Origin of the sequence: Desulfurivibrio modestus (genome assembly GCF_044068625.1) — a bacterium.
Classification (GTDB): domain Bacteria; phylum Desulfobacterota; class Desulfobulbia; order Desulfobulbales; family Desulfurivibrionaceae; genus Desulfurivibrio.
The window spans coordinates 15,616-42,567 of sequence record NZ_JBIPKH010000018.1; the positions used below are offsets into that span (position 1 = coordinate 15,616).

General features: G+C 62.4%; 24 protein-coding genes and 1 pseudogene. 9 read left to right on the forward strand and 16 right to left on the reverse strand.

Annotation, left to right across the window (positions count from 1 at the left end; genetic code table 11):
- Nucleotides 1-4: 4 nt before the first annotated feature.
- Nucleotides 5-1,042 (reverse strand): uroporphyrinogen decarboxylase, encoded by a 1,038-nt coding sequence (gene hemE / locus ACHHRT_RS10785; protein ID WP_395499778.1) that lies wholly within the window; start codon nucleotides 1,040-1,042, stop codon nucleotides 5-7.
- Complete coding sequence (locus ACHHRT_RS10790) at nucleotides 1,039-2,133, reverse strand: radical SAM protein (RefSeq protein WP_395499779.1); 1,095 nt, start codon at nucleotides 2,131-2,133, stop codon at nucleotides 1,039-1,041. Before ACHHRT_RS10790 ends, hemE begins: the two co-directional genes overlap by 4 nt.
- A 234-nt stretch (nucleotides 2,134-2,367) precedes the next feature.
- Between ACHHRT_RS10790 and ACHHRT_RS10795 the strand changes: the two genes are divergently transcribed.
- The 4 genes from ACHHRT_RS10795 to ACHHRT_RS10810 are packed head-to-tail and all read left to right on the forward strand — an operon-like array spanning nucleotide 2,368 to nucleotide 7,028.
- A complete protein-coding gene (locus tag ACHHRT_RS10795) occupies nucleotides 2,368-4,041 on the forward strand; it encodes an NAD+ synthase (RefSeq protein ID WP_395499780.1) in 1,674 nt (557 codons plus the stop codon).
- Nucleotides 4,038-5,342 carry a histidinol dehydrogenase gene (hisD, locus tag ACHHRT_RS10800; RefSeq protein ID WP_395499781.1) on the forward strand — a complete coding sequence of 435 codons (1,305 nt, stop codon included), beginning with the start codon at nucleotides 4,038-4,040 and terminating at the stop codon, nucleotides 5,340-5,342. Before ACHHRT_RS10795 ends, hisD begins: the two co-directional genes overlap by 4 nt.
- Before the next feature lie 20 nt (nucleotides 5,343-5,362).
- Nucleotides 5,363-6,091: a lipoprotein intramolecular transacylase Lit gene (locus ACHHRT_RS10805; protein WP_395499782.1), complete on the forward strand. Its 729-nt coding sequence runs from the start codon at nucleotides 5,363-5,365 to the stop codon at nucleotides 6,089-6,091.
- A 4-nt stretch (nucleotides 6,092-6,095) separates the two neighbouring features.
- A complete protein-coding gene (locus ACHHRT_RS10810; protein WP_395499783.1) occupies nucleotides 6,096-7,028 on the forward strand; it encodes an AEC family transporter in 933 nt (310 codons plus the stop codon).
- A 248-nt stretch (nucleotides 7,029-7,276) separates the two neighbouring features.
- Here the strand turns inward: ACHHRT_RS10810 and flgM are convergent, their stop codons facing one another.
- Nucleotides 7,277-7,579 carry a flagellar biosynthesis anti-sigma factor FlgM gene (gene flgM / locus ACHHRT_RS10815; RefSeq protein ID WP_395499784.1) on the reverse strand — a complete coding sequence of 101 codons (303 nt, stop codon included), beginning with the start codon at nucleotides 7,577-7,579 and terminating at the stop codon, nucleotides 7,277-7,279.
- A gap of 249 nt (nucleotides 7,580-7,828) precedes the next feature.
- On the opposite strand from flgM, the gene polA reads away from it, so the two are divergent.
- Entirely contained in the window at nucleotides 7,829-10,534 is a 2,706-nt protein-coding gene (gene polA / locus ACHHRT_RS10820) for a DNA polymerase I (protein ID WP_395499785.1), read from the forward strand.
- 8 nt (nucleotides 10,535-10,542) lie between these two features.
- Here polA and ACHHRT_RS10825 read toward each other — a convergent pair whose 3' ends face one another.
- The gene (locus tag ACHHRT_RS10825; protein WP_395499786.1) at nucleotides 10,543-11,019 is read right to left on the reverse strand and encodes a hypothetical protein; all 477 of its coding nucleotides are present in this window, start codon (nucleotides 11,017-11,019) and stop codon (nucleotides 10,543-10,545) included.
- Between the two features lie 40 nt (nucleotides 11,020-11,059).
- Nucleotides 11,060-11,377 carry a P-II family nitrogen regulator gene (locus ACHHRT_RS10830; RefSeq protein ID WP_395499787.1) on the reverse strand — a complete coding sequence of 106 codons (318 nt, stop codon included), beginning with the start codon at nucleotides 11,375-11,377 and terminating at the stop codon, nucleotides 11,060-11,062.
- A gap of 279 nt (nucleotides 11,378-11,656) precedes the next feature.
- On the opposite strand from ACHHRT_RS10830, the gene ACHHRT_RS10835 reads away from it, so the two are divergent.
- Complete coding sequence (locus ACHHRT_RS10835) at nucleotides 11,657-13,546, forward strand: peptidylprolyl isomerase (RefSeq protein WP_395499788.1); 1,890 nt, start codon at nucleotides 11,657-11,659, stop codon at nucleotides 13,544-13,546.
- Nucleotides 13,547-13,564: 18 nt separating this feature from the next.
- Here the strand turns inward: ACHHRT_RS10835 and ACHHRT_RS10840 are convergent, their stop codons facing one another.
- From ACHHRT_RS10840 to ACHHRT_RS10860, 5 genes are read right to left on the reverse strand one after another with little or no spacing between them, the layout of a single operon-like run.
- Nucleotides 13,565-14,029: an SH3 domain-containing protein gene (locus ACHHRT_RS10840; RefSeq protein WP_395499789.1), complete on the reverse strand. Its 465-nt coding sequence runs from the start codon at nucleotides 14,027-14,029 to the stop codon at nucleotides 13,565-13,567.
- A 25-nt stretch (nucleotides 14,030-14,054) separates the two neighbouring features.
- On the reverse strand, nucleotides 14,055-14,957 hold the full coding sequence (locus ACHHRT_RS10845) for a 4Fe-4S binding protein (protein ID WP_395499790.1): 903 nt from the start codon (nucleotides 14,955-14,957) through the stop codon (nucleotides 14,055-14,057).
- Nucleotides 14,958-15,128 carry a CD1871A family CXXC motif-containing protein gene (locus tag ACHHRT_RS10850; protein ID WP_395499791.1) on the reverse strand — a complete coding sequence of 57 codons (171 nt, stop codon included), beginning with the start codon at nucleotides 15,126-15,128 and terminating at the stop codon, nucleotides 14,958-14,960. It abuts the gene before it with no gap.
- Nucleotides 15,129-15,169: 41 nt separating this feature from the next.
- Nucleotides 15,170-15,553 (reverse strand): PilZ domain-containing protein, encoded by a 384-nt coding sequence (locus ACHHRT_RS10855; RefSeq protein ID WP_395499792.1) that lies wholly within the window; start codon nucleotides 15,551-15,553, stop codon nucleotides 15,170-15,172.
- Nucleotides 15,554-15,556: 3 nt separating this feature from the next.
- Nucleotides 15,557-16,555 carry a hypothetical protein gene (locus tag ACHHRT_RS10860; RefSeq protein WP_395499793.1) on the reverse strand — a complete coding sequence of 333 codons (999 nt, stop codon included), beginning with the start codon at nucleotides 16,553-16,555 and terminating at the stop codon, nucleotides 15,557-15,559.
- 63 nt (nucleotides 16,556-16,618) lie between these two features.
- Between ACHHRT_RS10860 and ACHHRT_RS10865 the strand changes: the two genes are divergently transcribed.
- Nucleotides 16,619-17,422, forward strand: coding sequence for a prepilin peptidase (locus tag ACHHRT_RS10865; protein WP_395499794.1), 804 nt, complete (start codon nucleotides 16,619-16,621; stop codon nucleotides 17,420-17,422).
- Here the strand turns inward: ACHHRT_RS10865 and mnmG are convergent.
- Genes mnmG through trkA form a run of 3 tightly spaced genes read right to left on the reverse strand, consistent with a single transcriptional unit; the run spans nucleotide 17,419 to nucleotide 22,163 of the window.
- The gene (gene mnmG, locus ACHHRT_RS10870; RefSeq protein WP_395499795.1) at nucleotides 17,419-19,299 is read right to left on the reverse strand and encodes a tRNA uridine-5-carboxymethylaminomethyl(34) synthesis enzyme MnmG; all 1,881 of its coding nucleotides are present in this window, start codon (nucleotides 19,297-19,299) and stop codon (nucleotides 17,419-17,421) included. The two genes, ACHHRT_RS10865 and mnmG, sit on opposite strands and share 4 nt — an antisense overlap.
- A gap of 1 nt (nucleotide 19,300) precedes the next feature.
- Nucleotides 19,301-20,800 carry a TrkH family potassium uptake protein gene (locus tag ACHHRT_RS10875; RefSeq protein WP_395499796.1) on the reverse strand — a complete coding sequence of 500 codons (1,500 nt, stop codon included), beginning with the start codon at nucleotides 20,798-20,800 and terminating at the stop codon, nucleotides 19,301-19,303.
- Between the two features lie 4 nt (nucleotides 20,801-20,804).
- On the reverse strand, nucleotides 20,805-22,163 hold the full coding sequence (gene trkA / locus ACHHRT_RS10880) for a Trk system potassium transporter TrkA (protein WP_395499797.1): 1,359 nt from the start codon (nucleotides 22,161-22,163) through the stop codon (nucleotides 20,805-20,807).
- Between the two features lie 195 nt (nucleotides 22,164-22,358).
- On the opposite strand from trkA, the pseudogene ACHHRT_RS10885 reads away from it, so the two are divergent.
- A pseudogene (locus tag ACHHRT_RS10885) lies at nucleotides 22,359-22,784 on the forward strand (transposase); the annotation flags it as partial.
- Here the strand turns inward: ACHHRT_RS10885 and ACHHRT_RS10890 are convergent.
- A complete protein-coding gene (locus ACHHRT_RS10890; protein WP_395499798.1) occupies nucleotides 22,749-23,150 on the reverse strand; it encodes a hypothetical protein in 402 nt (133 codons plus the stop codon). The pseudogene ACHHRT_RS10885 and the gene ACHHRT_RS10890 sit on opposite strands and share 36 nt — an antisense overlap.
- Before the next feature lie 54 nt (nucleotides 23,151-23,204).
- A complete protein-coding gene (locus ACHHRT_RS10895; RefSeq protein WP_395499799.1) occupies nucleotides 23,205-24,002 on the reverse strand; it encodes a hypothetical protein in 798 nt (265 codons plus the stop codon).
- Between ACHHRT_RS10895 and ACHHRT_RS10900 the strand changes: the two genes are divergently transcribed.
- The gene (locus ACHHRT_RS10900) at nucleotides 23,982-26,054 is read left to right on the forward strand and encodes a BTAD domain-containing putative transcriptional regulator (protein ID WP_395499800.1); all 2,073 of its coding nucleotides are present in this window, start codon (nucleotides 23,982-23,984) and stop codon (nucleotides 26,052-26,054) included. The two genes, ACHHRT_RS10895 and ACHHRT_RS10900, sit on opposite strands and share 21 nt — an antisense overlap.
- Nucleotides 26,055-26,129: 75 nt before the next feature.
- On the opposite strand, the gene ACHHRT_RS10905 is transcribed toward ACHHRT_RS10900, so the two are convergent.
- Nucleotides 26,130-26,952 (reverse strand): ISL3 family transposase (locus ACHHRT_RS10905; RefSeq protein ID WP_395499801.1); only part of this gene is annotated, 823 nt, incomplete at its 5' end.

Consider the following 26,952-nt stretch of genomic DNA (forward strand, 5'->3'; position numbering starts at 1 on the left):
AACCTTATTTTTTCGCGCTTAACCGGTGGACGGTCTCCACCATGAGCTTGGCCTGGGCCGGGGGAATTTCGGGCAGGATGCCGTGGCCCAGGTTGAAGATATGGCCGCTGGCCGCCTTGCCCTGCTCGAGAATGGCGGCCACCCGCTGCTCCAGCTTGTCCTGGGGCAGCAGCAGGGCGCAGGGATCAAGGTTGCCCTGGAGGGCGATGCCGGGGCCGACAATCCGGGCGGCCTCATCCAAATTGATCCGCCAGTCCAGGCCCAGGACATCGGCCCCGACGGTTTTGCTCTGGTCAAGCAGGGTGGCGCCGTTGTTGGCGAAATAGATCAATGGGACGGTGACCCCGGACGCCTTGAGGGCGGTGATAATCCGCTTGGCGTAGGGGTGGGCGAATTCGGCGAAATCACGGGGAGCCAGCACCCCGGCCCAGGAGTCGAAGAGCTGCAGGGCCTGGGCCCCGGCTTCCACCTGGGCTTTGAGGTAGGAGATGGTGCTGTCGGTGATCTTGTCCAGCAAGCGGGCGTAGAGGGCCGGCTCGGTGTACATCATCTTCTTGGTGAGAAAGAAATTTTTGCTGGAACCACCCTCGATCAGGTAGGTGGCAATGGTGAAGGGGGCCCCGGCAAAACCGATCAGCGGCACCTTGTTGGCCAGTTCCTTGCGCAGCAGGCGAATGGCGGCCATCACGTAGCCCAGCTCATCTTCCGGGTCGGGGACGATCAGTTTGTTTACCGCGGCCTCGTCCCGCACCGGGCTTGGGAACACCGGCCCGCGGTTTTCATGGAACTCCAGGGGGGCGCCCATGGCCTCGGGGACCACCAGGATATCGGAGAAGAGGATGGCGGCATCCACCCCGATCAGGTCCACCGGCTGGATGGTGACCTCGGCGGCGGCCTCCGGAGTTTTGCACATCTCAAGAAAGGTGTAACGACTGCGTACCGTGTGGTATTCGGGGAGATAACGCCCGGCCTGACGCATCATCCAGACGGGAGTGTAGTCGGTGGCTTCGCCCCGGCAGGCTTTCAGAAAAGTGTCGTTCATCGTTTTTCCTTTTTTGAGGTGGTTTTTTCCTTGTTCTCCAGGCGAGTGGGAACGTAGTTGCAAAATGGCTCCTCGGCCAGATAGTCGCCGGTGACCGCGTAGGCGCGGGCCCGGCAACCGCCGCAAACATTGACGTACTCACAACGGCCGCACCGGCCCTTGTAGCCTTTGAAATCCCGCATCTCCTGGAAAAGTTTGGAGTTTTCCCAGATATCCTTGAAGGACTGCTGCTTGAGGTTGCCGGCGGGCAGGGGGAAGTAGCTGCAGGGCAGGACATTGCCGTCCACATCGATCAGGGAGATCAGCTGGCCGGCCAGGCAGCCCTTGGCGCCGCCGGTGGAAAACTGGAGGGTGCGCCGCTTGAACTTCTCGCCCTCCTGCTTAGCCTTCTGCAGGATCAGCCGGTAATAGTGGGGGGCGCAGGTGGGGCGGACCAGCAGTTCGTCCTCCTCCTTCTCCATTTCGTAATGCCAGGCCAACAACTCCTCGTACTCCTCGGGACTGATCAGCTCCTCCATGATATTTTCACCCCGGCCGGTGGGCACGATCATGAACATGTACCAGGCCTTGGCCCCCAGCTCCTTGGCCAGCCGGTAAACCTTGGGAATCTCGGCCTGATTGCGCTTGGTGAAGGAGGAGTTGATCAGAAAGGGGATATCGTGGGCGCGAAAAAGGCGGGCGGCGTTGATGGTGCCGGCAAAAGCCCCGGGCTGAGAGCGGAAGTCGTCGTGGACGGCGGCATCGGCTCCGTCCAGGCTCAGGGAAACCATCCTGATTCCCGCCTCCTTCAGACGGCGGCAGATCTCCTCGGTGACCAGGGTGCCGTTGGTGGCCAGGCACATCCGCAGCCCCTTGCCGGTGCCGTAGGCGGCGATTTCGAAAACATCATCGCGCAACAGCGGCTCCCCGCCGGAGAGCACCACCACCGGCTCGGCGTAGGAGGCGATATCGTCCAGAATCCGCTTGGCCTCCTGGAGATCGAAATCGGGATGTTCCTTGGCCTCCAGCTCCGAAGAGGAGCGGCAGTGAACACACTTGAGATTGCAGCGGCGGGTGATCTCCCAGGCCAGCCATTTGGGGGCGAATTCCATTTTTTTATCCTTGCGTTTAAGGGTGCAACGGCCCACTTTGTCGGACAACAGGGTCAATTATAACCGGACAACAAGAAAAAACAACGATAACGGCCAACTCCGCCCCCGGTCATGTTCTTTTAGGTTGATCTTTGCCTGGCTGGCGGGCGTAAACTGTGCTATGCTGCCGAACTTCCGCTCCGCGTTGCTCGGGGTTTACCGTTTGTCCAAGGGGTTTGCTGGCAGGTTTCCGGTATGAAAATCGCCCTGATTCAAATTAATCCGCTGGTTGGTGATTTTGCCCATAACAGCGAGCTGATCGTCGACGGCTGCCGGCGGGCGGCGGCCCTGGGTTGCGGGCTGGCCATCCTGCCGGAACTGGTGCTCAGTGGTTATCCGCCCCAGGATCTGCTGGAACGACCCGCTTTTCTGGCCGATCATCAGCGGGCCCTGGAGCGGCTGATCCACCGGGTGCGGGGAATCGGGGTGCTGTGCGGGGCGATCACTCCCAATCCGGCGCCCGGCGGCAAGGGGCTGTACAATTCGGCCCTGCTTTTCGCCGAAGGCCGGTTGCTGGCGGAGGTGGCCAAGCGGTTGCTGCCCACCTATGACGTCTTCGATGAGGCCCGCTATTTTGAGCCCGGCCCCCCCCCCGCCCCCTGCCATTTTCAGGGCTTGAACCTGGCGGTCACCATCTGTGAGGATGTCTGGAACGACCGGGAGCTGCTTCCCCGCTCGGCTTACCGGTGCGATCCGGTGGCTGAACTGCTGGAGCCGGCGGGAGGCGCAGCGGGGGTTGACCTGTTCGTCAATATCGCCGCCTCCCCCTTCGGCATGGGCAAGAACGCCCTGCGGGAGAGCTTGCTGCGCCGGGTTTGCAGCCGCTACGGGGTGCCGTTGGCCTTTGTCAACCAGGTGGGGGGGCAGGATACCCTGATCTTCGACGGCGGCAGCCTGGCCCTGGATCGGCAGGGGCGGACAATCTGCCGGGCCGCCGCTTTCGCCGAGGATCTGGTTACTTTTGAACTTACCGCCCCAGCCCCGATGGGAGAGGAAGGGGGGGCGCGCGGTGACGGAGAGGAGGAGCAGGCCTTGGCGGCCCTGACCCTGGGCACCCGGGATTATGTGCGCAAGTGCGGTTTCAGCCAGGTGGTGGTCGGGCTCTCCGGCGGAGTCGATTCGGCCCTCACCGCGGTGGTGGCCGCCCGGGCCTTGGGGCCGGAGAATGTCCTGGGGGTGGCCATGCCCTCCTCCTACTCCTCGGCGGTCAGTCTGGAGGACGCTCGCCAACTGGCAGCCAATCTGGGAATCGAGTTTGCCGAGCTGCCCATCACCGAGGTGCAGGGCAGTTACCTGGAGAGCCTGGCCCCTTTGCTGGGGGAGGTGCGCGGCCGGTTGACCGAGCAGAATATTCAGGCCCGGATCAGGGGTAACTTTCTGATGGCCCTGGCCAACCACCGGGGCCGCTTGGTGCTTTCCACCGGCAATAAATCGGAGATGGCGGTGGGCTACTGTACCCTCTATGGTGATATGAGCGGTGGCCTGGCGGTGCTGGCCGACGTGCCCAAGACCTTGGTTTACCGGCTGAGCCGGCTGATCAACCGGGAGAAGGAGCTTATCCCCTGGCGCACCATCGAGCGGCCTCCCAGCGCCGAATTGGCCCCTAATCAGCGAGATGACGATGATCTGCCCCCCTATGAAGTGCTGGACCCCATTCTCCAGGCCTATCTGGAGGAGCAGTTGCCCCTGGGGGCCATCGTCGAGCGGGGCTTTGACCCGGCGGTGGTGGAGGAGGTGGTGGCCCGGGTGCGTCGCAGTGAGCATAAACGCCGGCAGGCTCCCCCCGGCCTGAAGATCAGCGGCAAGGCCTTCGGGCCGGGCCGCCGTTATCCCATCGCGGAAAACTACAGAGAAAGGATTGTCCGATGATACTGACCCCCATTAGCACCAGCTCCCAACAGGGGCGGGAAAAGCTGGCCGCCCTGGCCGATCGTTTTCAGCTGGCCGACGAGCGGGTTCGCCAGGCGGTGAGCGAAATCATCGCCCAGGTAAGAAGCCGCGGGGACGCCGCCCTGGTGGAGTTCACCCGCAAATTTGACGCCCCCCAGTTCACCGCCGGGCAACTGGCGGTGACGCCGGCGGAGATCGAGGCGGCCCATGCCCAGGTAACCCCGGAGTTTATGGCCGATCTGGAGTTGGCCTGCCGGCGGATCCGCGAGTTCCACGAACGGGAGCGGGAGCAGTCCTGGCTGCTGACCCGGGATGACGGGGTGATCACCGGTCGGCTGGTCAATCCGGTGGATGCCGCCGGCCTCTACGTGCCGGGCGGCCAGGGCGGCAGCACGCCCCTGGTCTCCTCGGTGTTGATGAACGGGATTCCGGCCGGAATCGCCGGGGTGCCCCGCCGGGTGATGCTGACCCCCCCCGACGGCCAGGGCCGGATCAGCCCGGCCCTGCTGGTGGCGGCCCACCGGATCGGCATCAGCGAAATTTATAAGGCGGGCAGTGCCTGGGCGGTGGCCGCCCTGGCCTACGGTACCGAAACCGTGCCGGCGGTGGATGTGATTGTCGGACCCGGCAACCAGTATGTCACCGAGGCCAAGCGCCAGGTTGCCGGACGGGTCAGGATCGACATGATCGCCGGCCCCAGTGAGGTCCTGATCGTGGCCGACGGCAGCGCCCGACCGGAATATGCCGCCGCCGATCTCCTGGCCCAGGCCGAGCATGATCCCCAGGCTTTGGCCATCTGCATCTGTACCGAGACCGCTTTGGCCGAGCGGGTCGCCGCCGCCGTCGAGGGGCAGCTGCCGGAGCTGGAGCGGGTCGATATTGCCACCAAATCCTTGCGGGATAAGGGCTTGTTGCTGGTGGCGGCCGATCTGGAGGAGGCGATCACCCTGGCCAATGGGATCGCCATCGAGCATCTGGAGTTGATGGTGGCCGATCCCTTTGCCTGGCTGCCCCGAATCCGCCACGCCGGCGCCATCTTCCTGGGCAGTTACACCCCGGAGGCGGCCGGGGATTATCTGGCCGGGCCCAACCACGTGCTGCCCACCATGGGTACCGCCCGTTTCTCCTCGGCCCTGGGGGTGGAGACCTTCGTCAAGAAAAGCAGCCTGATCAGCTACTCCCGGGAGGCGCTGCTGGCCGATCTGCCGGCCATCGACCGGCTGGCCCGCCTGGAAGGGCTGACCGGCCACGCCCGCTCGGCGATGATCAGAAAGGAGTAGCCGCCGAGGCGGCGTTCATTATGTTCAATGGCGCTGAGAAAAGATGGCACCGGTTGCCCGGTTGGGCCCTGATCGCCTGCCTGCTGCCCGCTGCCCTGCTGCTGAGCTGGCTGCTGCTGGCCCGGCTGGATTTTCTCTATCCCTTCTGGTATCGGGTCCTGGAGATCGAGGAGCATATCGCCCTTTATGCCCCGCAAAACCGCCACGGCCGGGCCGATTTTGTCCAGACCTCTCCCGCCGAGCATCGGCGTCTCTTCGCCCTGATTGTCCAGGGGATCCATGGCCGCACCGAGCTGGCCGCCATCGAGTACCGCGACCAACAGGGCCGCGCCCTGGGCCAACTGTTGCAGGCCGATGAGATCGGGCATCTGCGGGATGTGGCCCGGCTGGTGAAGCTGTTGCTGGGGTTTGGCTGGGTGCTGCTGGCGGGAGCGGTGGGCCTGGTCCTGCTGCTGCGCCTGCGGCGCTGGTCCCTGCCGCCGCCTTCAAAGGTGGTGGTGGCCACGGCTCTCCTGCTGGGGGTCGGCGGGCTGCTGCTGGCCCTGGTGGGACCCCAGCGGTTTTTTGACCTGCTCCATGAGTGGATTTTCCCCCCCGACCATCCCTGGTTTTTTTATTACCAGGATTCGCTGATGACCACCCTGATGAAGGCGCCCCAGATCTTTGCCGCCATTGCTGCCACCTGGGTCGGGCTGGCTCTGCTTATTTGCGGCCTGGCCCTGGTTGGAATCAACCGGATAATTCGCTGACGCCATGGAAAATTTTCTGATTACCATCACCTGTTTGCTGGCGGGGGTCGGTTTGCGGCGGCTGCCGCAGATGCCCCAGGGGGGGGCCACCGTGCTTAATCTGGTGGTGATCAATATCTCCCTGCCCGCCCTGGTGTTGCTGAAAATTCCCGAGCTGGTTTTCTCCCGGGCGGTGCTGGTTCCGGTGATTATGCCCTGGGTGATGCTGGCCTCCTTCGCTCTCCTGACCCTGCTGATTGCCCGGATCGCCGGCTGGAGTCGACCGGTCACCGGTTGTCTGCTGCTGCTGGTGCCCATGGGTAATACCTCCTTCCTGGGCATTCCCATGGTTACCGCCTTTTTCGGGGAGGAGGGGGTGCCCTATGCCCTGCTTTACGACCAACTGGGTTCATTTCTGGCCCTCTCCACCTACGGGGCGCTGGTGTTGGCCCTGTACAGCGGTGAGGGGCGGGTTAGTCCCCGGCAGGTGCTGGGTAAGATTATCCGTTTTCCCCCCTTCATCGCCCTGCTGATCGGCCTGGGGATGCATCTGGGCGGGACATCGGCCGCTCCCCTGGCCTGGCCTGCTCCCCTGGCGGCCCTACTGGCCACCTTGGCCGCCACCCTGGTTCCCCTGGTGATGCTGGCGGTGGGCTGGCAGATGACCCTGCGCCTGCCCCGGGAGCTGCTCTCCCCCCTGCTGGGTGGGCTTACCCTCAAAATGGGGATGGCTCCCCTGGCGGCCCTCCTGGGTTGTCTTTTTCTGGGCCTGGGCGGCGAGCCGACGCAGGTGGCGATCTTCGAGGCCGGCATGCCGCCGATGATCTCCGCCGGCGCCCTGGCCATGCTGGCCGGTCTGGCGCCCCCCCTGGCCGCCGCTCTGGTGGGCTACGGAGTGCTGTTGGCCTTCATCACCCTGCCCCTTCTCCACTGGCTGATCATGCTGTTGGGGGTGTAACAGCCCGTTGAAAAACGGGTTGTTAGCGGCCCATGGATGGGCCGCCGAATTCATTGGCACTGAAAGTGGCAATGAATTCGTGAGGTTGGCCAAAGCCATCTTTGGCCAACCGTTAGTTGAAAAAGCCAGGGATGGCTTTTTCAACGGACTGGAAAGGGAAACGGGGCGGAGATGGGGCACAAAAAAACCGCCCCGAAGGGCGGTTACCGGCGGCGGCCGGGGGCCGTCGCGGGAGATTTAACGGTTGATCAGCTGATCAGGCGGCTGTCGGAGAGCAGGCTCTGCAGCATTCGATCGGCCACGGCTTGGGCATCAACCTGATACTCACCCCGCTCGATCTGGCCCTTCAGGGCCCTGATCTTTTCCAGGCGAACCTCCGGGGTCTGGGCCAACACCTCCTTCACCCGCTGGATATCCTGGGTGCTGCTGGAGAGATCAACCCGATCACCGGTCTGGGCCGCGCCGGTGGGCGCGCTGGCCGCCGTCTCCTGGCTCCGCTTCACCGGCAGCTTTTCGGTCTTCAGCTGGGGAAAGATATTGGTAAGCTTCATAGTCGCCACTCCCGGGCCGTCCCGTGGCCGTTTTCGCCGGCCATCGCTGGGACACTTAAGATACGCCGCCATTCGCCGACGCTCACAACATTGTTCTCCTGTGTAACATATCGGTCGGCCCAAGACAAACTTTAATCTTTTTTACCACGCCAGTTCATGGGGTAAGGGCGGTGGTGGCGACGGCCGCTGCCGGTGGCTCCGAGCCGGATCGTTGCCAAGATCGGGGGTTACCTGGTATGATCCCCGGCCATGACCTCCCAGGAACCGCTTTACCTCATCGACGGCAGCGCCTATATCTATCGGGCCTACCATGCCATCGGGCCGCTGACCAACCCCGGCGGCCTGCCCACCCACGCCGTTTACGGTTTCACCACCATTCTGTTACGGGTGATCCGGGAAAAGTCCCCCCGTTTTCTGGCGGTGGTTTTCGACGCCAAGGGGCCAAATTTTCGCCACCAACTCTACCCCCAGTACAAGGCCAACCGGCCGACGATGCCCGAAGATCTGAGCTGCCAGATCCCCTACATTAAAGAGGTGGTGGCCGCCTACAATATCCCGTCCCTGGAGCGGGAGGGTTTTGAGGCCGACGATCTGATCGCCGCGGCGGTACGGCGGCTGGCGGGGCCGGAGCAGCCGGTGGTGGTGGTCTCCGGCGACAAGGATCTGCTGCAACTGGTGGGGGATCATGTCACCCTCTGGGACCCAATGAGCGATAAGGTTCTGGACGTGGAGGGGGTGACCGGTAAATACCAGGTGCCGCCGCGTCAGCTGCTGGACTATTTCGCCCTGGTGGGTGACAGCTCCGACAACGTGCCCGGGGTGCCGGGGGTGGGGCCCAAGACGGCGGCCAGATTGATCGGCAGCTTTGGCGATCTGGACCAGCTCTATGAGCGGATTGAAGAGGTTACTCCCCCTAAATTGCGGGGAAAATTGCTGGTCCATCGCCAAGAGGCCCTGCTCTCCCGTGATCTGATCCGGCTGGCCGACGAACTGGAGGTTCCGGCCCGGCCCGAGGATTACGCCCATGCAGCTCCCGACCAGGAGAAGTTGCGGCAACTGTTCCAGTTTCTCGATTTCACCCGGCTGATCAAAAGCGAGTTGAGCTCCGAAAAGCTGGTGGCCGACCGGTTCCGGCTGGTTACCGACCCGGCCCGGCTGGTGGAACTGGCCCAGCAGTGGCGGGGGGAGGCGACCCTGGTGATCGACAGCGAAACCACCTCTTTGGACCCCCTGCAGGCGGACCTGGTGGGGATTTCGCTCTGCTCCGGCGCCCCGGGGGAAGGGGCCAAGCGGGAAGCCTGGTATCTGCCCATCGGCCATCGGGCCGACGGCAAGCCGGTGGCTGGCCAGCTCCCCCTGGCCCGGGTGCGGGAGATCTTAACCCCCCTGCTGGCCGATTCCGGCACCCTCAAGCTGGGCCACAACCTCAAGTTCGACCTCCAGGTCCTGCGGCGCCACGGCTTCCCCCTGGAACCGCCCCTGGCCGATACCATGATCGCCTCCTACCTGATTGATCCCTCCCGACGCTCGCACAAGCTCGATGATCTGGCCGAGGAGTTGCTCCAGCGGCGCTTGACCAGTTTCGCCGAGGTCACCGGGGGCGATAAGCGCCCCGACGCCTTTGCCCATGTGGCCCTGGAGGCGGCTGCCGACTACTCCTGTGAGGATGTGGTGGCCACCCTGCTGCTGTGGGAGCAGTTGCAGCCCAAGCTGGCGGAGTTGGAGTTGACCGAGCTTTTTGACCGGGTGGAGATGGTACTGCTGCCGATCCTGGCCCGGATGGAGCGGATCGGCATCATGGTGGACCGGGAGCTGCTGGTGGAGCTGGCCGAGGAGTTCGGCCGCGAGCTGGCCCGGCTGGAGGAGAAGATTCAGCAACTGGCCGGGGAGCCGTTCAATACCAATTCCCCCCGCCAGTTGGAAGAGATCCTCTTTGATAAACTGAAGCTGCCCCGGGGGCGCAAAACCAAGGGTAAAACCGCCTACTCCACCGATATCAAGGAGCTGGAGCGGCTGGCCGCCTACCACGACCTGCCGGCCACGGTGATCGCCCAGCGCAACCTGAGCAAGCTCAAGTCCACCTACGTCGATAAGCTGGGCACCCTGATCAGCCCGAGCGACGGCCGGATCCACACCTCCTTCAACCAGACGGTGACCGCCACCGGCCGCCTGAGCAGCAGCAACCCCAATCTGCAGAACATTCCCATCCGCACCCCGGAGGGGCGGCGGCTACGGGCCGCCTTCATCGCCGCTCCCGGCCACCTCTTCCTGGCCGCCGACTACTCCCAGATCGACCTGCGGGTCCTGGCCCATTACGCCCAGGACCCGGTGCTGCTGGAGGCCTTCGGCCGGGGTGAGGATATCCATACCCGCACCGCCGCCGAAATTTTCCGGGTCAATCCGGCCATGGTCACCCCCCAGATGCGGCGGGTGGCCAAGACCATCAACTTCGGCATCATCTACGGGATGAGCGCCTTTGGCCTGGCCGAGCAGCTCCATTGCAGCCGCAAGGAAGCCCAGACCTTTATCGACCGCTACTTTGAACTCTACCGGGGGGTGCGGGAGTTCATGGGCAGTATTGTCGAGCAGGCCCGGCGGGACGGCTACGTCTGCACCCTGCTCAAGCGCCGCCGGCTGTTGCCGGAGATTAGTGCCGCCAACAAGATGCGCCGGGAGTTCGCCGAACGGACCGCGATCAATACCCCGATCCAGGGGACCGCCGCCGATATCATCAAACTGGCCGCCATAGCCTGCGATGGTGAGTTGCGGGCCGCCGGGCTGAAGAGCGAAGCCCTGCTCCAAATTCATGATGAACTGATCTTCGAGGTTCCGGTCCAGGAGCTGGAGCCGGTCAGCGAGCTGGTGCGGGGAGCCATGGAGGGGGTGATGGAGCTGGCGGTACCTTTGCTGGTCAACCTCAAAAGCGGCCCCAATCTGGCCGAGATCGAGGGGTGAGGGGGAGTCTAGCGGCCGAAAAGGGAGTAGAAGATGACGAAGACCACCGGCCAGATCATAAAGAGCACGGCGGGGATCAGGGGCTGGCGCAGGGGGTGGTTGAAGTCCACGATCCGTTGGGCCTTGATGGCGGAAAGCAGCAGCAGGAAGAGCAAAAACGGCGGCAGATAGCCGGTGGCGGCGTAGAGATTCCCCTCCAGCACCAGGTAAAAAAAGGCGTGGCCGCAGCCGAAGGCGAACAGCAGGAAGAGACTGGCGGTCTCGACCAGGACGCTGAGGGCCTTGGCGACCTTGTAAAGGCCGCAGCAGGAGAAGAGGTAGCTGACCAGGATCAGGCCGCCCCCCAGCAGGACGGCATTCAGGGCCAGCGTCCGTCGGTCGGAGGCGAACTCCACCAGGGCGTCGTAGACGGTCTCGTACGGTATTTCCTGGATCACGAAGAGCCAGGAAAAAATGATTGCCAGCAGCAGAATGTTTTTCAGCATGATCTCGCTGGGGGTGCGGTTTGACCCTGGGCCGCCCGGTTCAGGGCAGGTCTTCGAGTAGTCCCACCGCCCGCTCCACTTTCTGGATAAAAGCCAAACCCTGCCCTTTACCGAGGAGCCGGGCCGCGGCGGTTACGGCGTTGAACACCCGATCGGTTTCGTCCCCCTTGGTCATGATCAGGATCACCTCTTTTTCCGGGACGATGAATTGGGCCAGCAGGCCCAGCCGCTCCCGCACCCCGGTGCCGCGGCCATAAAACATGGTCGCGCCCTGGGCCCCGGCGGCCAGAGCTTCCTTGATCACCTCGTCGGATTTTCCGCGCTGCACGATGCAGGTTATCAGGTGCAAATCATCCATATTGGTCACTCCCCCGTGTTGGGCGGCGGATTTTGGTGAGCCGGCACTCTCCGGGTCCCTAACGCCCTTGAGCTGCCGAAAGATTCGCAAGTACGATACCACAGTTATCCCCCAATTAAAAAATCTTTTTCCCCGCCGGCCGGCGATCCCGGGGCGGACCGGAAAACGATTGACTGAACTGGGGAAAAAAATTAGGATGTTCGGCTGTTTAATCAGTTAACAACAAGATTGCCCCGGGGGGAAGAACCCCGGAGAATCAACCAACATCAGGGAGTCAACATGCTCGCTCTTTTGCGCCGCAAGGCCCGGTCGCCGGTTATCCAGATCGCCATTGTCGTCATCATCCTGGTTTTTATCTTCTGGTTGCCCCAGATGGGCGGCGACGGCGGCCCCGGCACGGTGGCGGTGGTCAACGACGAACCGATCTCCACCCGGGAGTTCCAGCGTCGCTATGACGATCTGCTGGCCCAGTACCGGGACCAGATGGGCGGGGTGATCCCCTCCGAGCTGCTGGAAGCCCTGGGGGTGCGGGAGCAGGTGGTCAATCAGTTGATCCAGGAGAGGCTGCTGCTCCAGAGCGCCGGCCAAACCGGCCTGCCGGTGACCCGGGATGAGGTACGCCAGGCGGTACACGCCATGGGTGAATTCAGCGAGAACGGCTATTTCAGTCTGGATGTTTACCGTCAGACCCTGGCTGGGGCTAGGATTGGGGTGCAGGAGTTCGAGGGTGGGCTCCGCACCGATCTCCAGCGCCGCAAGATCGTCGAACATTTGGTGGGCTTTGCCCGGGTGGGTGAAGCCGAGGTCCGCGAACGGTTCCACCGCGACCATGATCAGATTCGGCTCTCCTATCTCCGGCTGGCCGTGGCCGATTTCCGGGCCGGGATCAGCCCCACCGAGGAGGAGCTGAACGAGTATTATCAGGCCGATGCCGAGCGTTATCGGGGTGAGGCCCGGTTGCGCCTGGACTACCTGCTCTTTTCCCCCGACGGTGATTCTTCCCTGGTGGTGACGGAAGAGCAGATCGCCGCCTATTATCGGGAGAACCATGACCTGTTCAACTTTCCGGAGCAGCGCCGGGCCCGCCATATCCTGATCCGTAGTGCCGCCGCCGATTCCCCCGAGTTGCGGGAAAACCGGCGCGAACAGTTGCGGGGGGTGCTGGAGCAGGCCCGGGCCGGGCGGGATTTCGTGGAGCTGGCCCTGCTCTACTCCGAAGACGCCACCGCCACCGACGGTGGCGATCTGGGCTACTTCGGCCGGGGCGAGATGGTGGAGCCCATCGAGGCGGCGGCCTTTGCCCTGCGCCCCGGCGAGATCAGTGAGGTGGTGGAGACCAGTTTCGGTTTTCATCTGGTCAAGCTGGAGGATATTAAGTCGGCCCGCCAGATCAGCCTGGAAGAGGCCCGCCAGGAGATTGCCCAAAAGCTGCGGGCTGAACGGGGCCGCCAGTTGGCCTTTGCCCGGGCCGGCGACGTTTACGAAGAAGTTCTGACCTCGGGCAGCCTGGCCCGGGGAGCGGAGGCGACCGGGGAGAAGGTGCGGGGCACGACCTTGTTCAAGCGCAGCCAACCCCCCGCCGAACTGGCTCGCCGGCAGGAACTGGTGGCCGCCGCCTTCCGCCTCAATCAGGGAGAGCTGAGTTCCATTGTCCCCACCGGTGACGGTGGTTACGCCATTCTTTTCGTGCCGGAGCGGGAAGAGCCCATGATTCCGCCCCTGGCGGAGATCCGGGCCCGGGTGGCGGAGGATTTCATCAATACCAGGGCCCGGGAAGCGGCCCGGTTGGCGGCGGAGGATACCCTGGCGGCGTTGACTGAAGGGCGGGAGCTGGAAGCGGTGGCCGCTGAATTGGGCCAGAGGGTGCGGCAGTCGGGTTGGTTCGCCAGGGCTACCGCCACCACCGCCGATCTGCCCTCGTCGGTGGTGGAGGCCGGCCTGCGGTTGAGCGAAAAATCCCCCCTGCCTCCGCGGGTGCAGGCGGCCGACGACCACTACTACGTAATTCGCCTGGCCGAGCGCCGGCCTGGGGATGAGGGGCTTTTCGCCCGCTGGGCCGAGCCGATCCGGGCCGAGCTGCTGCGAGCCAAACAGGAAGCCCTGCTCGATAGCTGGGTCAAGCATCTGGCCGGTCAGGCGGATATCCGCCTGACCCAGGGCGCCTTCTAACGCCAGGGCGGCTAAGATTTACCAGCCCCAGAGCAGGTCCCGGGCCACCCAGCCACTGAGGCCGTTTTCGTGCTTGACCTTGACCCAGCCGCTGCGCCGCTCCTGGGTCTGCAGGACCACTCCGTACTTGGCCTGGCCCACCACCCGGTAACGGGTGCCCGGGCCACTGCGGATGTTGACGATCTTTGCCTTGACCACCAGATGGGCCTTGCGCCCCACCAGGGGCTGGTAGACCCAGCCCTCGTCGTTTTCAAAATCCCTTACCCTCAGCCAGCTGCCCTGGGTGCCGATCACCATCAGGGGATAGCCCCGGCCCAACTCCCAGATAATGGGGTGGTTGGTGCCCGGGCCGCTGCGCATATTGATTTTGGGACGGTCAACACTGACCATTCTTTTGGCCTGGGCGGCGGTGGCGACCAGGAGGCAGGCCGCCAGGAGGAGGGCAAGGCAAAGGCTGAATTTACGGCGAGATATCATGTTCATAAGCGCTTCCCGGAATGATGTTTTTTTACTGAGGTAAGGCCGCCTTTTTGGGGGCGGACGCGGGAGGCTGGCCACCCACCGGCACGCCGCCGATCTCCAGGGAGATGGCGTTGAATTCGCAGGCCTGATTCATACAGGCCAGGCAGGTGATGCACTCGGCGTCATCGGGGGATTCGTTGAACTTGACCCCCATCGGGCAGACCTGGTGACAGGCCTTGCAGTTGGTACAGCGTGAGGCGTCCAGGCGGAGTTTGACCAGCCGGACCTTGGCGAACAAGGCGTAAAAGGCGCCCAATGGGCAGGTGGTTCGGCAGAAGGGCCGGCTAGCGTAAATCGACCAGGCGATGAAGATTACCATAATGATAAATTTATTCAAGAAGAGAAGGCCGATTGCCTGACGCAGACCAGGCTGCATCAGCAGCAGGGGCAGACCGGCGGTAAGGGTGCCGGCCGGGCAGATATATTTGCAGAACCAGGGCTCTCCCGCCCCGAACTGGTCGAGGATCAGGAGGGGAAAAAGGATCACGAAAAAAAGGAGAAAGCCATATTTAAGGTAGCGCAGTCCCCGGGGAATTGCGAACTTGCGGGAGGGGATCTTGTGCAGCAGATCCTGAATCAGGCCAAAGGGGCAGAGCCAGCCGCAGACCGCCCGGCCCAGGATCCCGCCCATCACCCCCATGAAGCCGGCCACATAGAGCCCGAAATAGAACTGGCCGCTCTCCAGGGCGAAGCGCAGGCCGCCGAAGAGCTGTTGCAGTGCCCCGATGGGGCAGGAGGTGGTGGCGGCCGGGCAGGAGTAACAGTTTAGCCCCGGGGCGCAAAGGACCTTGAGCGGCCCCTGGTAGATGGAGCGGGTGACGGGAAAATCCCAGGAGCCGTTGACCAGCAGGGTGGAGAGGACCTGAACCCAGCGCCGTACCGTCTCCATCTAACCGATCCCGATGCAGCTGAGACAGACCCGGATCGCCTGTTCCAGAACCCGTTGCGGTTCCCCGGTGCTGATTCCGATCAGCCCCAGGATCATAAAGCCCAGGATCACCAGGAAAGGGGTTTTACGGACGGTGAACTCCGGCTTGCGGCGTAAACTCTTGCGGGCCATGGCGGCAAAACTCCCGGTTGGCGGCGAAAAGGTCAGGGGGATCAATCGATGGAGCGGGTCGCTTCGAGATGGTGGGAAAACTCCTCCTCCACCTGGTCCTGGTCGCCAAGGTTGTGGGTGATGATGTTTTTGAGGTGGACAAAACTGTCCAGATCGATGGCGAAAAAGCGCAGGGCCAGGCCATCCTTTCTGACCCGCACCACCTCACCCTTCATTTTGAGATGGAGATTGCTGGTGCTGCCGGTGAGATAAAGCTCCACTTCGCACGGTTCCCCGATCCGGCGACCGGTCACTCCATGCACCGAAACCCCCTTGAGACTGAGATCGGAGGTTTCGCAATGCTCGTAGAGGCCGTCGGCAAAACGCAAGGTGATGGTGGCCTTGAAGGGAACCCGGCTGTAGGCGCGACGGTTGACAGCTTCCATACTTTATCCCTCGGTGGCGATCAGAAAACCTTCCCGTTCCAGCAGGGAGCGGGGATTAAGCAAGGGGTAGGCTTTTTCGTCGTCCAGGGTGACCTGGCCGCTGATATCTCCGTTGGCGGCGGCCTGCCAGTGGCCGATGGCTTGCTCTTCGGCCGTGACGGTGCCGAAGATCACCCCATGCCACTGATCATGGCTCAGCACCACCAGGTGCTGGGCCTGTTCGTCGGGCAGCAGGGGCAGGCCGCCGCCCTTGGGCATCACCAGCGGCAGGTGCAATTTTTTCAAATGACGGCTGGGGATGGCGGCCAGGGGCCCTTTGAAACGGCCGGCCAGCCGCTGGAGAAAGCGGCCGAAATCCTTGATGGGGATCTGGTGGGAGGCGATATAGATCCCGCGCCGGCGGGGTTCGAGGGGCTCCACCAGGGCCACGGCGCTGGCCGGCAGGGCCAGGGGGTTTTTCCCCAGCAGGATGGTCAGGCAGTGGTCGTTGGCCGTGGGGGCATATTCCCGCGCGCCGTTGTTGGTTGCGGCCGGCGCCTTTTCTGCCACCCCCCGCCGGGGTGGCGCGGCCACCGCTTGCGGCGCCGGGGCTGGAGCTTCCGTTTTGGCCGCAGCCGGGGCTTTAGCCGGTTCCTTCCCCTCCCGCCGGTCCGCCATGATCCGGCGCAGGTTGGCAAACTTTTTATACATCCGCTTGCCCAGCTCTTCCTCCCGTTCGGGGACGAACTTGCCCTCCTCGTAAACATTGACCACGTGGGCCAGGGCTTCCTTGAGAAAATCCAGGCAATCGAGATCGGCGTGAACCTGGTGCCGCTGAATGTAGCGGATCACCCCGTCGGCCATTCCCAGGATGGCCAGAATGTTCTTGCGGCTTTTAAAGCGGAGCTTGAGGCAGGAGACGGCTTCCTGCAGCGGCTCGATTCGCCGAGCCGGGAGCTGGAGATCCTGGGCGATGATTTCCGCCTTAAGAAGGCGAATGGATTCGTCGATTGATATGCTCATGGCGTTCCGGGTTGTTGCCACATTTTTGCAGCGAATTTCACCATTTCGATATAACATAACCGGATGGATTATCCCATCCCTTATTATCTTTTGCTGGCCTCGGCGCTGCTGTTGGGGGCGGTGGTCGGCAGCTTTCTCAATGTGGTTATCGCCCGGCTGCCTCCCTGGATGGAGGGCGCCGCCGAGTCCATCGCCCGTCCCGCCTCCCGCTGCCCCCAGTGTAAACAGGAGATCCGCTGGTACGACAATATCCCCCTGCTCAGTTTTATCATTCTGGGCCGCCGCTGCCGGGCCTGCGGGGCGCCGATCCCCTGGCGCTACCCCCTGGTGGAGGCCGCCATGGCCCTGCTTTCGGCGGGGTTGCTGGTCCGTTTCGGTTTAAGCCCCGAATACTGGATCTACTTTATCTTCTGTGCCGCCCTCCTGGCCATCTTTTTTATCGATCTCGACCATCAACTTATTCCCGACGTGATCAGTTTGCCCGGTATCGGCCTGGGATTTGCCGTGGCCCTGCTGCCCGTGGGCATCGGCTGGCTGGATTCCTCCCTGGGGATTTTGCTGGGGGGCGGGATCTTTTACCTGGTGGCGGCGGGCTACTTCCTGATTACCCAGCGGGAGGGGATGGGCGGGGGTGATGTCAAGCTGCTGGCGATGATCGGCGCCTTCCTGGGCTGGCAATCCCTGCCCTTCGTCATCCTGGCCAGCTCACTGCTGGGCCTGGTGGTGGGGATCGGGGCCATGGTCCGCCAAGGCAAGGGGGGGCAGAGCGTGGTACCCTTTGGGCCCTTCCTGGTGGCCGCCGCTTGGCTCTGGCTCTTTTTTCCCCGGCAGATCGACTGGATTTTTCAAGTAATTTTTGGCTTTTAGTTGTTCCGGTCCCGGCTCCGCAACTGCACCTGCAGGATGGCGATGGCCGCCGGGGTGATCCCCGAGATCCGGGCGGCCTGGCCCAGGGTGCGGGGCCGCACCCGCTCCAGTTTTTCCACCACCTCCCGGCTCAGCCCCGGCATCCCGGCATAAACCAGCTCCGGCGGCAGCAGGATCGATTCCAACTTGCGGAATCGGGCCACCTGCTCCTGCTGGCGGGCGATATAACCCTCATACTTGATCTCCAGTTCCACCTCGTGGCCCAGGTCGGAAAATTCGCCGCCGGGCTCTGCCGCCGCCGCCAGCGGCAACAGGTTTGCCAGGCGCAGTTCCGGGCGTTTGAGCAGTTCGGCCAGGGTGGCGGGCTGGCGCAGGGGGGCGCTGCCCAGTTCGGCCAGGCGGCGGTTGGTTTCCGGATCGGGGCGCAGGGAGGTGGCCTGCAGGCGTTCCCGTAATCGATCCATCGCCTGCCGTTTGCGGCGGAAGATTTGGTGGCGCTCTTCATCCAGCAGGCCGATTTCGCGGCCGATCTCGCAGAGCCGGAAGTCGGCGTTGTCCTCCCGCAGCAGCAGGCGGTATTCAGCCCGGGAGGTGAAGAGGCGGTAGGGCTCCTTGGTGCCCTTGGTGACCAGGTCGTCGATCAGCACCCCGATATAGGCCTGGGAACGATCCAGGATCAGGGGTTCCTGCTCCCGCACCTGATGCACCGCGTTGATCCCGGCGATCAGGCCCTGGGCTGCCGCCTCCTCGTAGCCCGAGGTGCCGTTGATCTGGCCGGCCAGAAAGAGGCCGGGCAACCGCTTGGTTTCCAGCGATGGATGCAAATCCAGGGGATCGACATAATCATACTCGATGGCATAGCCGGGGCGGATCATCCGCACCCGTTCCAGGCCGGGAATGCTGCGCAGCATGGCCAATTGCACATCCACCGGCAGACTGGTGGGCACCCCGTTGGGATAGATCTCCACCGTCTCCAGCCCCTCGGGCTCCAGGAAGATCTGATGGCGCTCCTTGTCCGGGAAGCGCATGATCTTGTCCTCGATGGAGGGGCAGTAGCGGGCCCCCACCCCCTCGATGATCCCGGTGAACATCGGCGAGCGGCTGCAACCGGCCCGGATGATCTCGTGGGTGGCGGCGCTGGTGTAGGTGACGTGGCAGGGCAGTTGCCGCAGCTCCGGGCTTTTGCCGGCGTTGGCGAAGGAGAAAAGTGGGGCGGGATCGTCGCCGGGCTGGGCCTCGAGGGCCGAAAAATCGATGCTGCCCCCGTCCAGCCGCGGGGTGGTGCCGGTCTTCATCCGGCCCATGCTCAGCCCCAGCTCTTTAAGATGGCGGGGCAGGGAGAGCGACGGGGCATCCCCCATCCGCCCGGCCGGAAACTGCTTGAGGCCGATATGGATCAGGCCGTTTAAAAAGGTGCCGGTGGTGATGATCACCGCCTTGGCGTAAAGCTTCTCCTCCAGCGAGGTCAGCACCCCGCAGACCCGGCCGTCTTCGATCAGCAGCCGGTCGGCGGTGGTTTGGTGGATGGCCAGATTCTGCTGCCGCTCCAGCACCGCTTTCATCCGCAGCCGGTAGAGCAGTCGGTCGGCTTGGGCCCGAGAGGAGCGTACCGCCGGCCCCTTGCTGGTGTTGAGCCGGCGAAACTGGATCCCGGTGGCGTCGATATTACGGGCCATCTCGCCACCCAAGGCGTCGATCTCCTTGACCAGATGGCCCTTGGCCAGCCCCCCCACCGCCGGATTGCAGCTCAAGGCCCCGATGCTGTCGGCGTTGATCACCAGCACGGCGGTGCGGCAACCCATCCGGGCCGCCGCCAAGGCCGCTTCACAACCGGCATGGCCGGCTCCGATCACGATGATATCGTACTGTTCGGTCATACTATTTGTGGTCGCCGGGGGGGCGGGATTTGGGCCAGCGCAGCTCCGGGCGGCGGGCGGTCCGCCAGAAGGCGGGGGTGAGCAGCACGATTACCGTGTAAAGCTCCAATCGGCCGGCCAGCATGCAGAAGGTGAGGATCATCTTGGCGGCGTCGGGCAGCTCGGCAAAGCTGTGGGCCGGACCCACCAGGTGGAGGCCGGGGCCGATATTGTTGAGGGTGGCGATCACCGCCGTGGTGCCGGTGAGCAGGTCAACCCCCATGGCGGTCACCGCCAGGGTGGCGACAATGAAGATCATGAAATAGAGGGCGAAGAAACCCAGCACCGCGGTCATGATCTCCTGGGGCACCCGCTTGCCCCCCAGTTTGATGACGCTGACCGTCTGGGGGTGGATCAGGCTGCGGAACTGGAGCCGGACATACTTAAAAAAGAGCAGAAAGCGCACGGTCTTGATGCTGCCCGAGGTGGAGCCGGCCATGCCGCCCACCAGCATCAGCCCCACCAGAATCAACTGGGAGGCCGAGGGCCAGAGGGTGAAATCGTCGGTGCCGAAGCCGGAGGTGGTGAACACCGAAACCACCTGGAAGGCGGCGTGGCGCAGGGAATCGCCCACCGTTTCATAGATCGCCCCGTGCAGGTTGAAGGTGGTGATCAGCAGGGTTGCGCCCAGGGCCAGCCCCAGATAGAGCCGGAACTCCTCGCTCTGCCAGTAGGTGGCCAGCTTGCCCCGCATAAAATGGTGGTGCATGGCGAAGTTGATGCCGCCGATGAACATGAAGATGATGATCACCACCTCGACATAGAGCGAGTTGAAATGGGCCACGCTGTCGTTATAGGGCGAAAAGCCGGCGGTGGAGATGGTGCAGAAGGCGTGGGTGACGGCATCATACAGATTGAGGCCGCCGGCCATCAGCAGGGCGATCAGCACCCCGGTGAGCAGCAGATATACCGACCAGAGAATCCGGGCGGTGTCCTGAATCCGGGGAGTGAGCCGATCCTTGGTGGGGCCGGTCATCTCGGTCTGGAAAAGCTGCATGCCGCCGACGCCCAGCAGCGGCAGGATGGCCAGCGAGAGGATAATGATCCCCATCCCCCCCAGCCATTGGGTGATGGCCCGCCAGAAGAGCAGGCTGGGGGCCAGGGCCTCGATATCGGTGAGGATGGTGGAGCCGGTGGTGGTAAAGCCGCTCATCGCCTCGAACAGGCTGTCGACAAAGGAGGGCACCTGGTCCGAGAGCCAGTAGGGAAGAGAACCCAGCAGGGCCAGCCCCAGCCAGCAGATCACCGCCACCGTAAAGCCGTCGCGGAGGTTGAGTTCCCGGGCCGGGGCAAAGATCAGGATCAGCAGCACCCCGGCCCCGGCCCCGATGGCGGCGCAGCGCAGAAAGATATCCATCATCCCGTCGTCGTAGTAGACGCTGACCGGGATGGGGGTAAGCAGAAAAAGGGCGATCAGCAACAGCAGTTTGCCCAGGATATTGAGTACGCCGCCGGTATGCATAAGCCTATTTGTCGAAAAGGGAGGCCACGCCCTGCTCGGCGTCGCTGGTGAAGAAGATGATCAGGTTGTCGTCGGGGGCCAGGCGGGTGTCGCCGGTGGGGATGATGGTCTGATGGCCCCGCATGATGGCTCCGACGATGGAGCCGTAGGGGAAGGTCAGATGCTTCAGGGGCAGATCGACGAACTGGTCGTGATCGGGCACCTTCATCTCCACCACCTCGGCGTCGTTGCCCAGCAGGCTGGCCACGCTGACCACCCGGCCGCCGCCGTCCCGGCGGACATAGCGCAGGATCATGTTGGCCGCCACCTGGCGGGGGCTGAGCGGCACGTCGATCCCCAGCTTGCCCAGCATGGGGACGAAGCCGGGGTTGCTGATCAGGGTGATGCATTTCTTGGCCCCGTGGTGCTTGGCCAGCAGGCTGGAGAGGATGTTGGTGGTGTCGCTGTTGGTGACCGCGATCACCAGGTCGGCCTGGTCGATATCCTCCTCCAGCAGATCGTGGGCCTCCAGGCCGTCGCTGTTCAGCACCACGGTGTTTTCCAACTGCTCGGCCAGCCGCTCGCAGACCTTGGCGTCCTGCTCCAAAAGCCGGACCTCGATCCGGAGCTGTTCCAACTGGCTGGCCACCCGGGCGCCGATGGTGCCGCCGCCGATGATGAACACCCGGCGGGGCAGGCGGCTGGTGGTGGCAAAGAGCAGCTTTTCCACCAGGGGCACATCGGGGCGGCGGGCCACCAAATAAAGCTTGTCGCCCACTTCAACCTTGTCGTCACCCCGGGGGATGATGGTGGTCTCCCCCCGGGTGATCGCCACCACCAGGAAGTGGTAGGTATTCTGCAGGTCGCGCAGCTCGGCCAGGGTGGAGCCCACGCAGGGGTGCTCCGCCTTGGCCTGGTAGCCCAGGAGATCGACCTGGCCGTGGCCGAATTCGGCCACCTCCACCGCCTGGCTTAAGGTAATCAGCCGCAAGATCTCTTCGGTCATGGCCAGATCGGGGCTGATTACCAGGTCGATGCCCAGGGTTTTCTCCACCCGGGAGGTGCCCTGGGCGTAGAAATCCTCGTTGCGAACCCGGGCGATCCGGGTTTTGACCTTGTACTGGCGGGAGATGATGCAGGCGATCAGGTTGATCTCATCGCTGTCGGTGACCGCGATAAAGAGATCGGTCTGCTCGATCCCCGCCTTCTCCAGCACCCGGGGGGAAGCGCCGCTGCCCACCACCGGCATTACGTTCAGCTCCCGCTCCAGCCGGCGCAGTTTTTTTTCGTCGCTGTCCACCAGCACCACTTCCTGGCCTTCGCCGGAAAGCTTCTCGCTGAGGTGCTGGCCGATCATTCCGGCCCCGACAATCATGATCCGCATGGGTCCATCCTCTTAAGTGTAAACCAAGTTGCCGCTACGTTACTGTAAAGAGGCCCAGGAGACAAGAATTAAGGGTGGGATCGGGTCGCGGGCCGGGGCCTTGATTCCCCATATTTTTGGTTGTCATTCCCGGGCGATTTGGTTAGCTTGCCGCGATATAATTGATCGGCTAATTGCCACGATGGAAGCCGCTGGTGCCTGCTCAAACGGCCGGAAAATCTCACCGATACTCAGGTGGACAAATTGAGCGACCTGCTGGCCTGCAACCTTAAAACCATCCGGGCCTACCTGCTCAAGGAGGACTTCCAGCGTTTCTGGAGCTACGTCCATCCCGGCTGGACCGGTATCTTCCTCGACGAGTGGTGCACCAGAACCATGCGCTCCCGGCTTAAACCGATGAAGAAGGTGGCGAAGATGCTGAGGGCTCACCGGCCGCTCCTGCTCAACTGGTCCCAGGCCAGAGGCAAGATCGACCTGGGCTGTGTCGAGGGGTTCAACAACAAAGCCAGAGTGACCACAAAACGAGCCTATGGTTTCAGGTCGTATGATATGCTGAAAATCGCCTTGTATCATTCGCTTGGAGACTTACCCACGCCAAAATTTACCCACAGATTTTGCTGAAGAGCCATAATGGAAAAACCAGCCGCGCTCCAGCAGAGCAAATATACCCCACCATTTCTTGATCACGAGCGGTTCGTATTTCGGGAAAATCTTTTCCGGAAGCTCGCCGTGAAGAGGATCGAGCGGCGAAAATTGATCTTTATCGAGGCCCAGGCAGGCCAAGGCAAATCGGTTTTCGCTGCCCAGCTTCTTGGCCATCTGCAAAAACCCTTCTGTTGGTATCAACTCGGGGCTGAAGACGGCGATCCTGTTTTTTTCCTCAAATCCCTGTTGACAGCTCTGTCCAGAGTCATTCCCGGTTTCCAGTCCCCCCTTCTCGAGGAGATGCTGGCCAAAAAGGAAGCTGCCGCCTCCGAGTGCGTCCAATCCGGGCGGGTGCTGGCGACCGACCTGGAAAAGGAGCTCCGCAGTGATTTTTTCCTAGTCTTCGATGATGTCTATTTTCTGGAAGGTTATGCCGCCAGTCTTGAATTCCTTGCTGCAATGATCAATGAGCAGGCGCCGAAGCTCCATTTCGTACTTGTCACGCGCCGCCCTGTTGCCTCGCCGGTTCAGCGGTTGCTCGCTAATAGCGGCATGTATTTGATCGGCAACCGGGAACTGGCGCTCAGCAGAAGTGAAACCGGTGAGTTGTACGCCGAACGGATGCGGGTGGCGGTGAGCACCGAGCTGATACGGAAGCTGCATGCCCGCACCGAAGGCTGGGTCATGGGGCTGGTGCTGATGGGTCAGTTGCTCGGTACTGATAACGTCGATGACCTCCTTGCGAGTGATTCTCTTCCTGCCCATCTGCAGGGCGCCATTCCGGAGTACTTTCTGGAGGAGGTGCTTGCAGTTCTGCCTGCGGAGATACGGCGTTCCCTGGTCCATCTCTCCCTGTTGGACCAGCTGCCGCTTGGTCTGGTGGAAGAGATCGGCGAGGGAGTTGACAATATCCGGATGCTTGAGGATCTCGTCCGGCGGAATTTTTTTATCCGAAATACCGATGGAGAACAGAAGACTTACATTTTCCACCATTTTTTCCAGGAGAGCCTCCGCCAACAGGCGGCAAGGGAACTCAGCGGCCCGCAGATTGAAGAGACTTATCGGAAAGCAGCCGTTTGGTTTCTGGCTCAAGCCCGGTTCGAGGAAGCTCTCGCATATTATCTGAAGGCCGGGGATTTTGCAGACGCCCACCAGGTGATCAGCGAGGTCGGCATGGCACTGGTGAGCGATCACCGGATCGTGACCCTGAAGCAGGCCCTGGAAATGATCCCGGAAGAGGTGGTCCGCGCCTATCCCTGGTACTCCTATCTCACCGGAGTGGTCTGCCTGGATTTTTCACCTCCCGAGGCCCTCTCCTGGTTTGAGCGGAGCCGGGAGCTTTTTGCCGCGGTCGCTGATCCCTTCGGCGAGTTGTTGGCCATGGCGCAGATGATTGCATTCAGGATGCTGGTGGACGGCATGTACAATGAAGGCGAGCTGCTGCTTGGCCGGGCCGAGGAGCTGTTTGCCAGTCAAAGGGAAGCGCTACCTGCGGCCATCGCCATCCAAACCGCCCAGATCCTGGCCGGCGGCAACTGTTTTTTTCTCTGCAAGATGGAAAAAGCCGCTTTCTATTCCTCACTGGGACTGCAGCTTGCCGGTGAGCATGGTATGGAAAATCTCGTTGCTGGCTTACGGGTCATGCGCTGCTATGAAAATGGTCTAGGAAGATGGGCGGCATACCACTCCGAGGTCGAGCAAGCCCTGCCGCTCTTCGTCAGTCCGCGGGTTTCAGCGATAAACAAACTGCTCCTGCGCATCGCCGCGGTAAATCTCCTCGACATGGAAGGGGATTTCGGAAGCTACCAGTATCATAAGGAGCGGTTCGAAAGAGAAACCTCCGGGGATCTCCTGGCCAAAAGCATTGCCGCTCCCTTTCTGTTGATCTGGGATATCGATCTACTGGTGGCGGGGGGCAGAAATGAAGAGGCAATCCGGTTGGCCCGGCAGGGGCTTACGTTGCCGCACGGCGGGGCCAACCCTCACCTGCGGAGCCAGTTTCTTCATTATCTAGCTTTCCTGCTTGCAGCCTGCGGTGATTATAAGGAAGCGGCAGCAACAGCCGAGGAGTCGATTCGGCTGCGGGACATAGCCGGGGGTGCGTTATTCCGGACTCTCAACCTGTTCATTATCGGTGGCGCCCATGCCCTGATGGGTGATGCCGAGCAGGCTGAAAACCTGTTGAACCAATCCATCTCCAGCGCGGTTGATCACAACAGATTCATGCTGATCGGCGCCCATGTCCATCGGGCTTATAATCGGCTGCGCACCGGCCGTGAAGTCGATTCCCTGACGGATATCCGCATCGCTTTAAAATACTTGCGGGAAAACCGGTTTGTCCATTTCTTCTGCTGGTCGCCATTGATAATGAAGGAGATTCTCGCACTGGCGGTCCGGGAGAACATCGAACCAAAGTACGCCCGGCATCTGGCCACTGAACGGCTGGGCTCGGCCATCCTCCCGGACGGCAGGATGATCCCGCTTCTTGAAATCAAGAGTTTGGGCACCCTCGAACTCTCGATCTCCGGGGCAGGCAGGATTTCGGCCTGGGACCTGACCCCGGCCCAGCGCCAGTTGCTGGCGCTTCTGATCACCTCTCCCGGCAGCTCTCTCGCCCAGGAGCAGGCCCAGTGCATCCTGTGGCCGGAGAGTTCGCCGGAAAAGTCGAGATCCAAGCTGGACAACCTCCTTTCCCGGCTCCGAAAACTCCTGGCCGCCGCCTTTGAGCCGCACTCGGTGCAGGATTATCTGGTTCTCGAAAAAGGAATCCTGCGTCTCAAACATTGCGTGATCGATGCCAAACAGTTCGTCTGTTACGGAGAAAAGGGGCTGGCCCACGTTCGGCGGCGGGAATTCTGGCAGGCGGACAACGCCTTCCGGACCGCAAACGGTTTCTGGCAGGGTGAATACCTGCCGGGGCTCGACCCCGATGATGCGGTTTCGGCCAGGCGCGAGGAACTCTCCCGCCTCCGGGTAACCATCTCCCGGCCCTGGTCCGACATCCTGGTGGGCAGCAACCGGGCGCCCGAGGCGGCCGATTTGCTGACCGCCACCCTCCGGCTCGACCCCTTAAACCAGACTCTGGTGCGCAATCTCTACAATCTCCGGACCATAGCCGGCGATCTCCCCGGGGCGAGAAAGTCCCTGCGCCAATACCGGCAGGGTCTCGCAAAGGAGGGCTTTCCCCCTGAAGAGATCGAGGAGATGCTGGAATCGTTCTGGGGCCAGCATTCTCGCTTCAAGTAAGGCGCATCGATAACGTTCTCCTTGAATTATCCCCACCTCCCCTCCCCGAATTCCGCCGCCTTTTTTTTTGGCTCTTCAGCAAAATCTGTGGGTAAACTTCGGCGTGGGTAGATCACCAAGCGAATGATACAAGGCGATTTTCAGCATATCATACGACCTGAAACCATAGGCTCGTTTTGTGGTCACTCTGGCTTTGTTGTTGAACCCCTCGACACAGCCCAGGTCGATCTTGCCTCTGGCCTGGGACCAGTTGAGCAGGAGCGGCCGGTGAGCCCTCAGCATCTTCGCCACCTTCTTCATCGGTTTAAGCCGGGAGCGCATGGTTCTGGTGCACCACTCGTCGAGGAAGATACCGGTCCAGCCGGGATGGACGTAGCTCCAGAAACGCTGGAAGTCCTCCTTGAGCAGGTAGGCCCGGATGGTTTTAAGGTTGCAGGGCAGCAGGTCGCTCAATTTGTCCACCTGAGTATCGGTGAGATTTTCCGGCCGTTTGAGCAGGCACCAGCGGCTTTTGGTCAACACCGGTTCTTTTCCTTTGGCCTTGAGTTCCCGGGTCTCCTCGGCCCTGACCTTATCGATGGCCTTGCTCATGTGGCTCATCACATGGAAGCGGTCGAGGACGTTGACCGCATTGACGGCCTTCTCGGCAATCACCCGCAGATACGGTTTCCACATATCGCTGCAAACAAACTGCAGCTTTTTACTTCGTTCCGGCCCGAACCAATCGAAAAAGCTCCGGAATACCTTGGTGGTCCGGTTGGGGCCGATCCAGAGCAGTCGCTTGCTGCCGGCATCAAGCTGGTAAACCAGGGTGACGAACTTGTCCTTGGTTCGCTTGCGCCAGCAGATTTCATCGGTGCCGATGGCGGTGATGCCGTCCAGGTCCCGATTGGCAAGG

Excerpts from the sequence above, each read along its gene's own strand:
- flgM (WP_395499784.1), bottom strand. The coding sequence starts at position 7,579 with ATGAAGCTTACCAATATCTTTCCCCAGCTGAAGACCGAAAAGCTGCCG.
- ACHHRT_RS10795 (WP_395499780.1), top strand. The coding sequence starts at position 2,368 with ATGAAAATCGCCCTGATTCAAATTAATCCGCTGGTTGGTGATTTTGCC.
- ACHHRT_RS10835 (WP_395499788.1), top strand. The coding sequence starts at position 11,657 with ATGCTCGCTCTTTTGCGCCGCAAGGCCCGGTCGCCGGTTATCCAGATC.
- ACHHRT_RS10900 (WP_395499800.1), top strand. The coding sequence starts at position 23,982 with ATGGCACTGGTGAGCGATCACCGGATCGTGACCCTGAAGCAGGCCCTG.
- ACHHRT_RS10830 (WP_395499787.1), bottom strand. The coding sequence starts at position 11,377 with ATGGATGATTTGCACCTGATAACCTGCATCGTGCAGCGCGGAAAATCC.
- ACHHRT_RS10825 (WP_395499786.1), bottom strand. The coding sequence starts at position 11,019 with ATGCTGAAAAACATTCTGCTGCTGGCAATCATTTTTTCCTGGCTCTTC.
- trkA (WP_395499797.1), bottom strand. The coding sequence starts at position 22,163 with ATGCGGATCATGATTGTCGGGGCCGGAATGATCGGCCAGCACCTCAGC.
- hemE (WP_395499778.1), bottom strand. The coding sequence starts at position 1,042 with ATGAACGACACTTTTCTGAAAGCCTGCCGGGGCGAAGCCACCGACTAC.
- ACHHRT_RS10790 (WP_395499779.1), bottom strand. The coding sequence starts at position 2,133 with ATGGAATTCGCCCCCAAATGGCTGGCCTGGGAGATCACCCGCCGCTGC.
- ACHHRT_RS10855 (WP_395499792.1), bottom strand. The coding sequence starts at position 15,553 with ATGGAAGCTGTCAACCGTCGCGCCTACAGCCGGGTTCCCTTCAAGGCC.
- ACHHRT_RS10865 (WP_395499794.1), top strand. The coding sequence starts at position 16,619 with ATGGATTATCCCATCCCTTATTATCTTTTGCTGGCCTCGGCGCTGCTG.
- ACHHRT_RS10850 (WP_395499791.1), bottom strand. The coding sequence starts at position 15,128 with ATGGCCCGCAAGAGTTTACGCCGCAAGCCGGAGTTCACCGTCCGTAAA.
- ACHHRT_RS10840 (WP_395499789.1), bottom strand. The coding sequence starts at position 14,029 with ATGAACATGATATCTCGCCGTAAATTCAGCCTTTGCCTTGCCCTCCTC.
- mnmG (WP_395499795.1), bottom strand. The coding sequence starts at position 19,299 with ATGACCGAACAGTACGATATCATCGTGATCGGAGCCGGCCATGCCGGT.
- polA (WP_395499785.1), top strand. The coding sequence starts at position 7,829 with ATGACCTCCCAGGAACCGCTTTACCTCATCGACGGCAGCGCCTATATC.
- hisD (WP_395499781.1), top strand. The coding sequence starts at position 4,038 with ATGATACTGACCCCCATTAGCACCAGCTCCCAACAGGGGCGGGAAAAG.
- ACHHRT_RS10875 (WP_395499796.1), bottom strand. The coding sequence starts at position 20,800 with ATGCATACCGGCGGCGTACTCAATATCCTGGGCAAACTGCTGTTGCTG.
- ACHHRT_RS10860 (WP_395499793.1), bottom strand. The coding sequence starts at position 16,555 with ATGAGCATATCAATCGACGAATCCATTCGCCTTCTTAAGGCGGAAATC.
- ACHHRT_RS10810 (WP_395499783.1), top strand. The coding sequence starts at position 6,096 with ATGGAAAATTTTCTGATTACCATCACCTGTTTGCTGGCGGGGGTCGGT.
- ACHHRT_RS10845 (WP_395499790.1), bottom strand. The coding sequence starts at position 14,957 with ATGGAGACGGTACGGCGCTGGGTTCAGGTCCTCTCCACCCTGCTGGTC.
- ACHHRT_RS10805 (WP_395499782.1), top strand. The coding sequence starts at position 5,363 with ATGTTCAATGGCGCTGAGAAAAGATGGCACCGGTTGCCCGGTTGGGCC.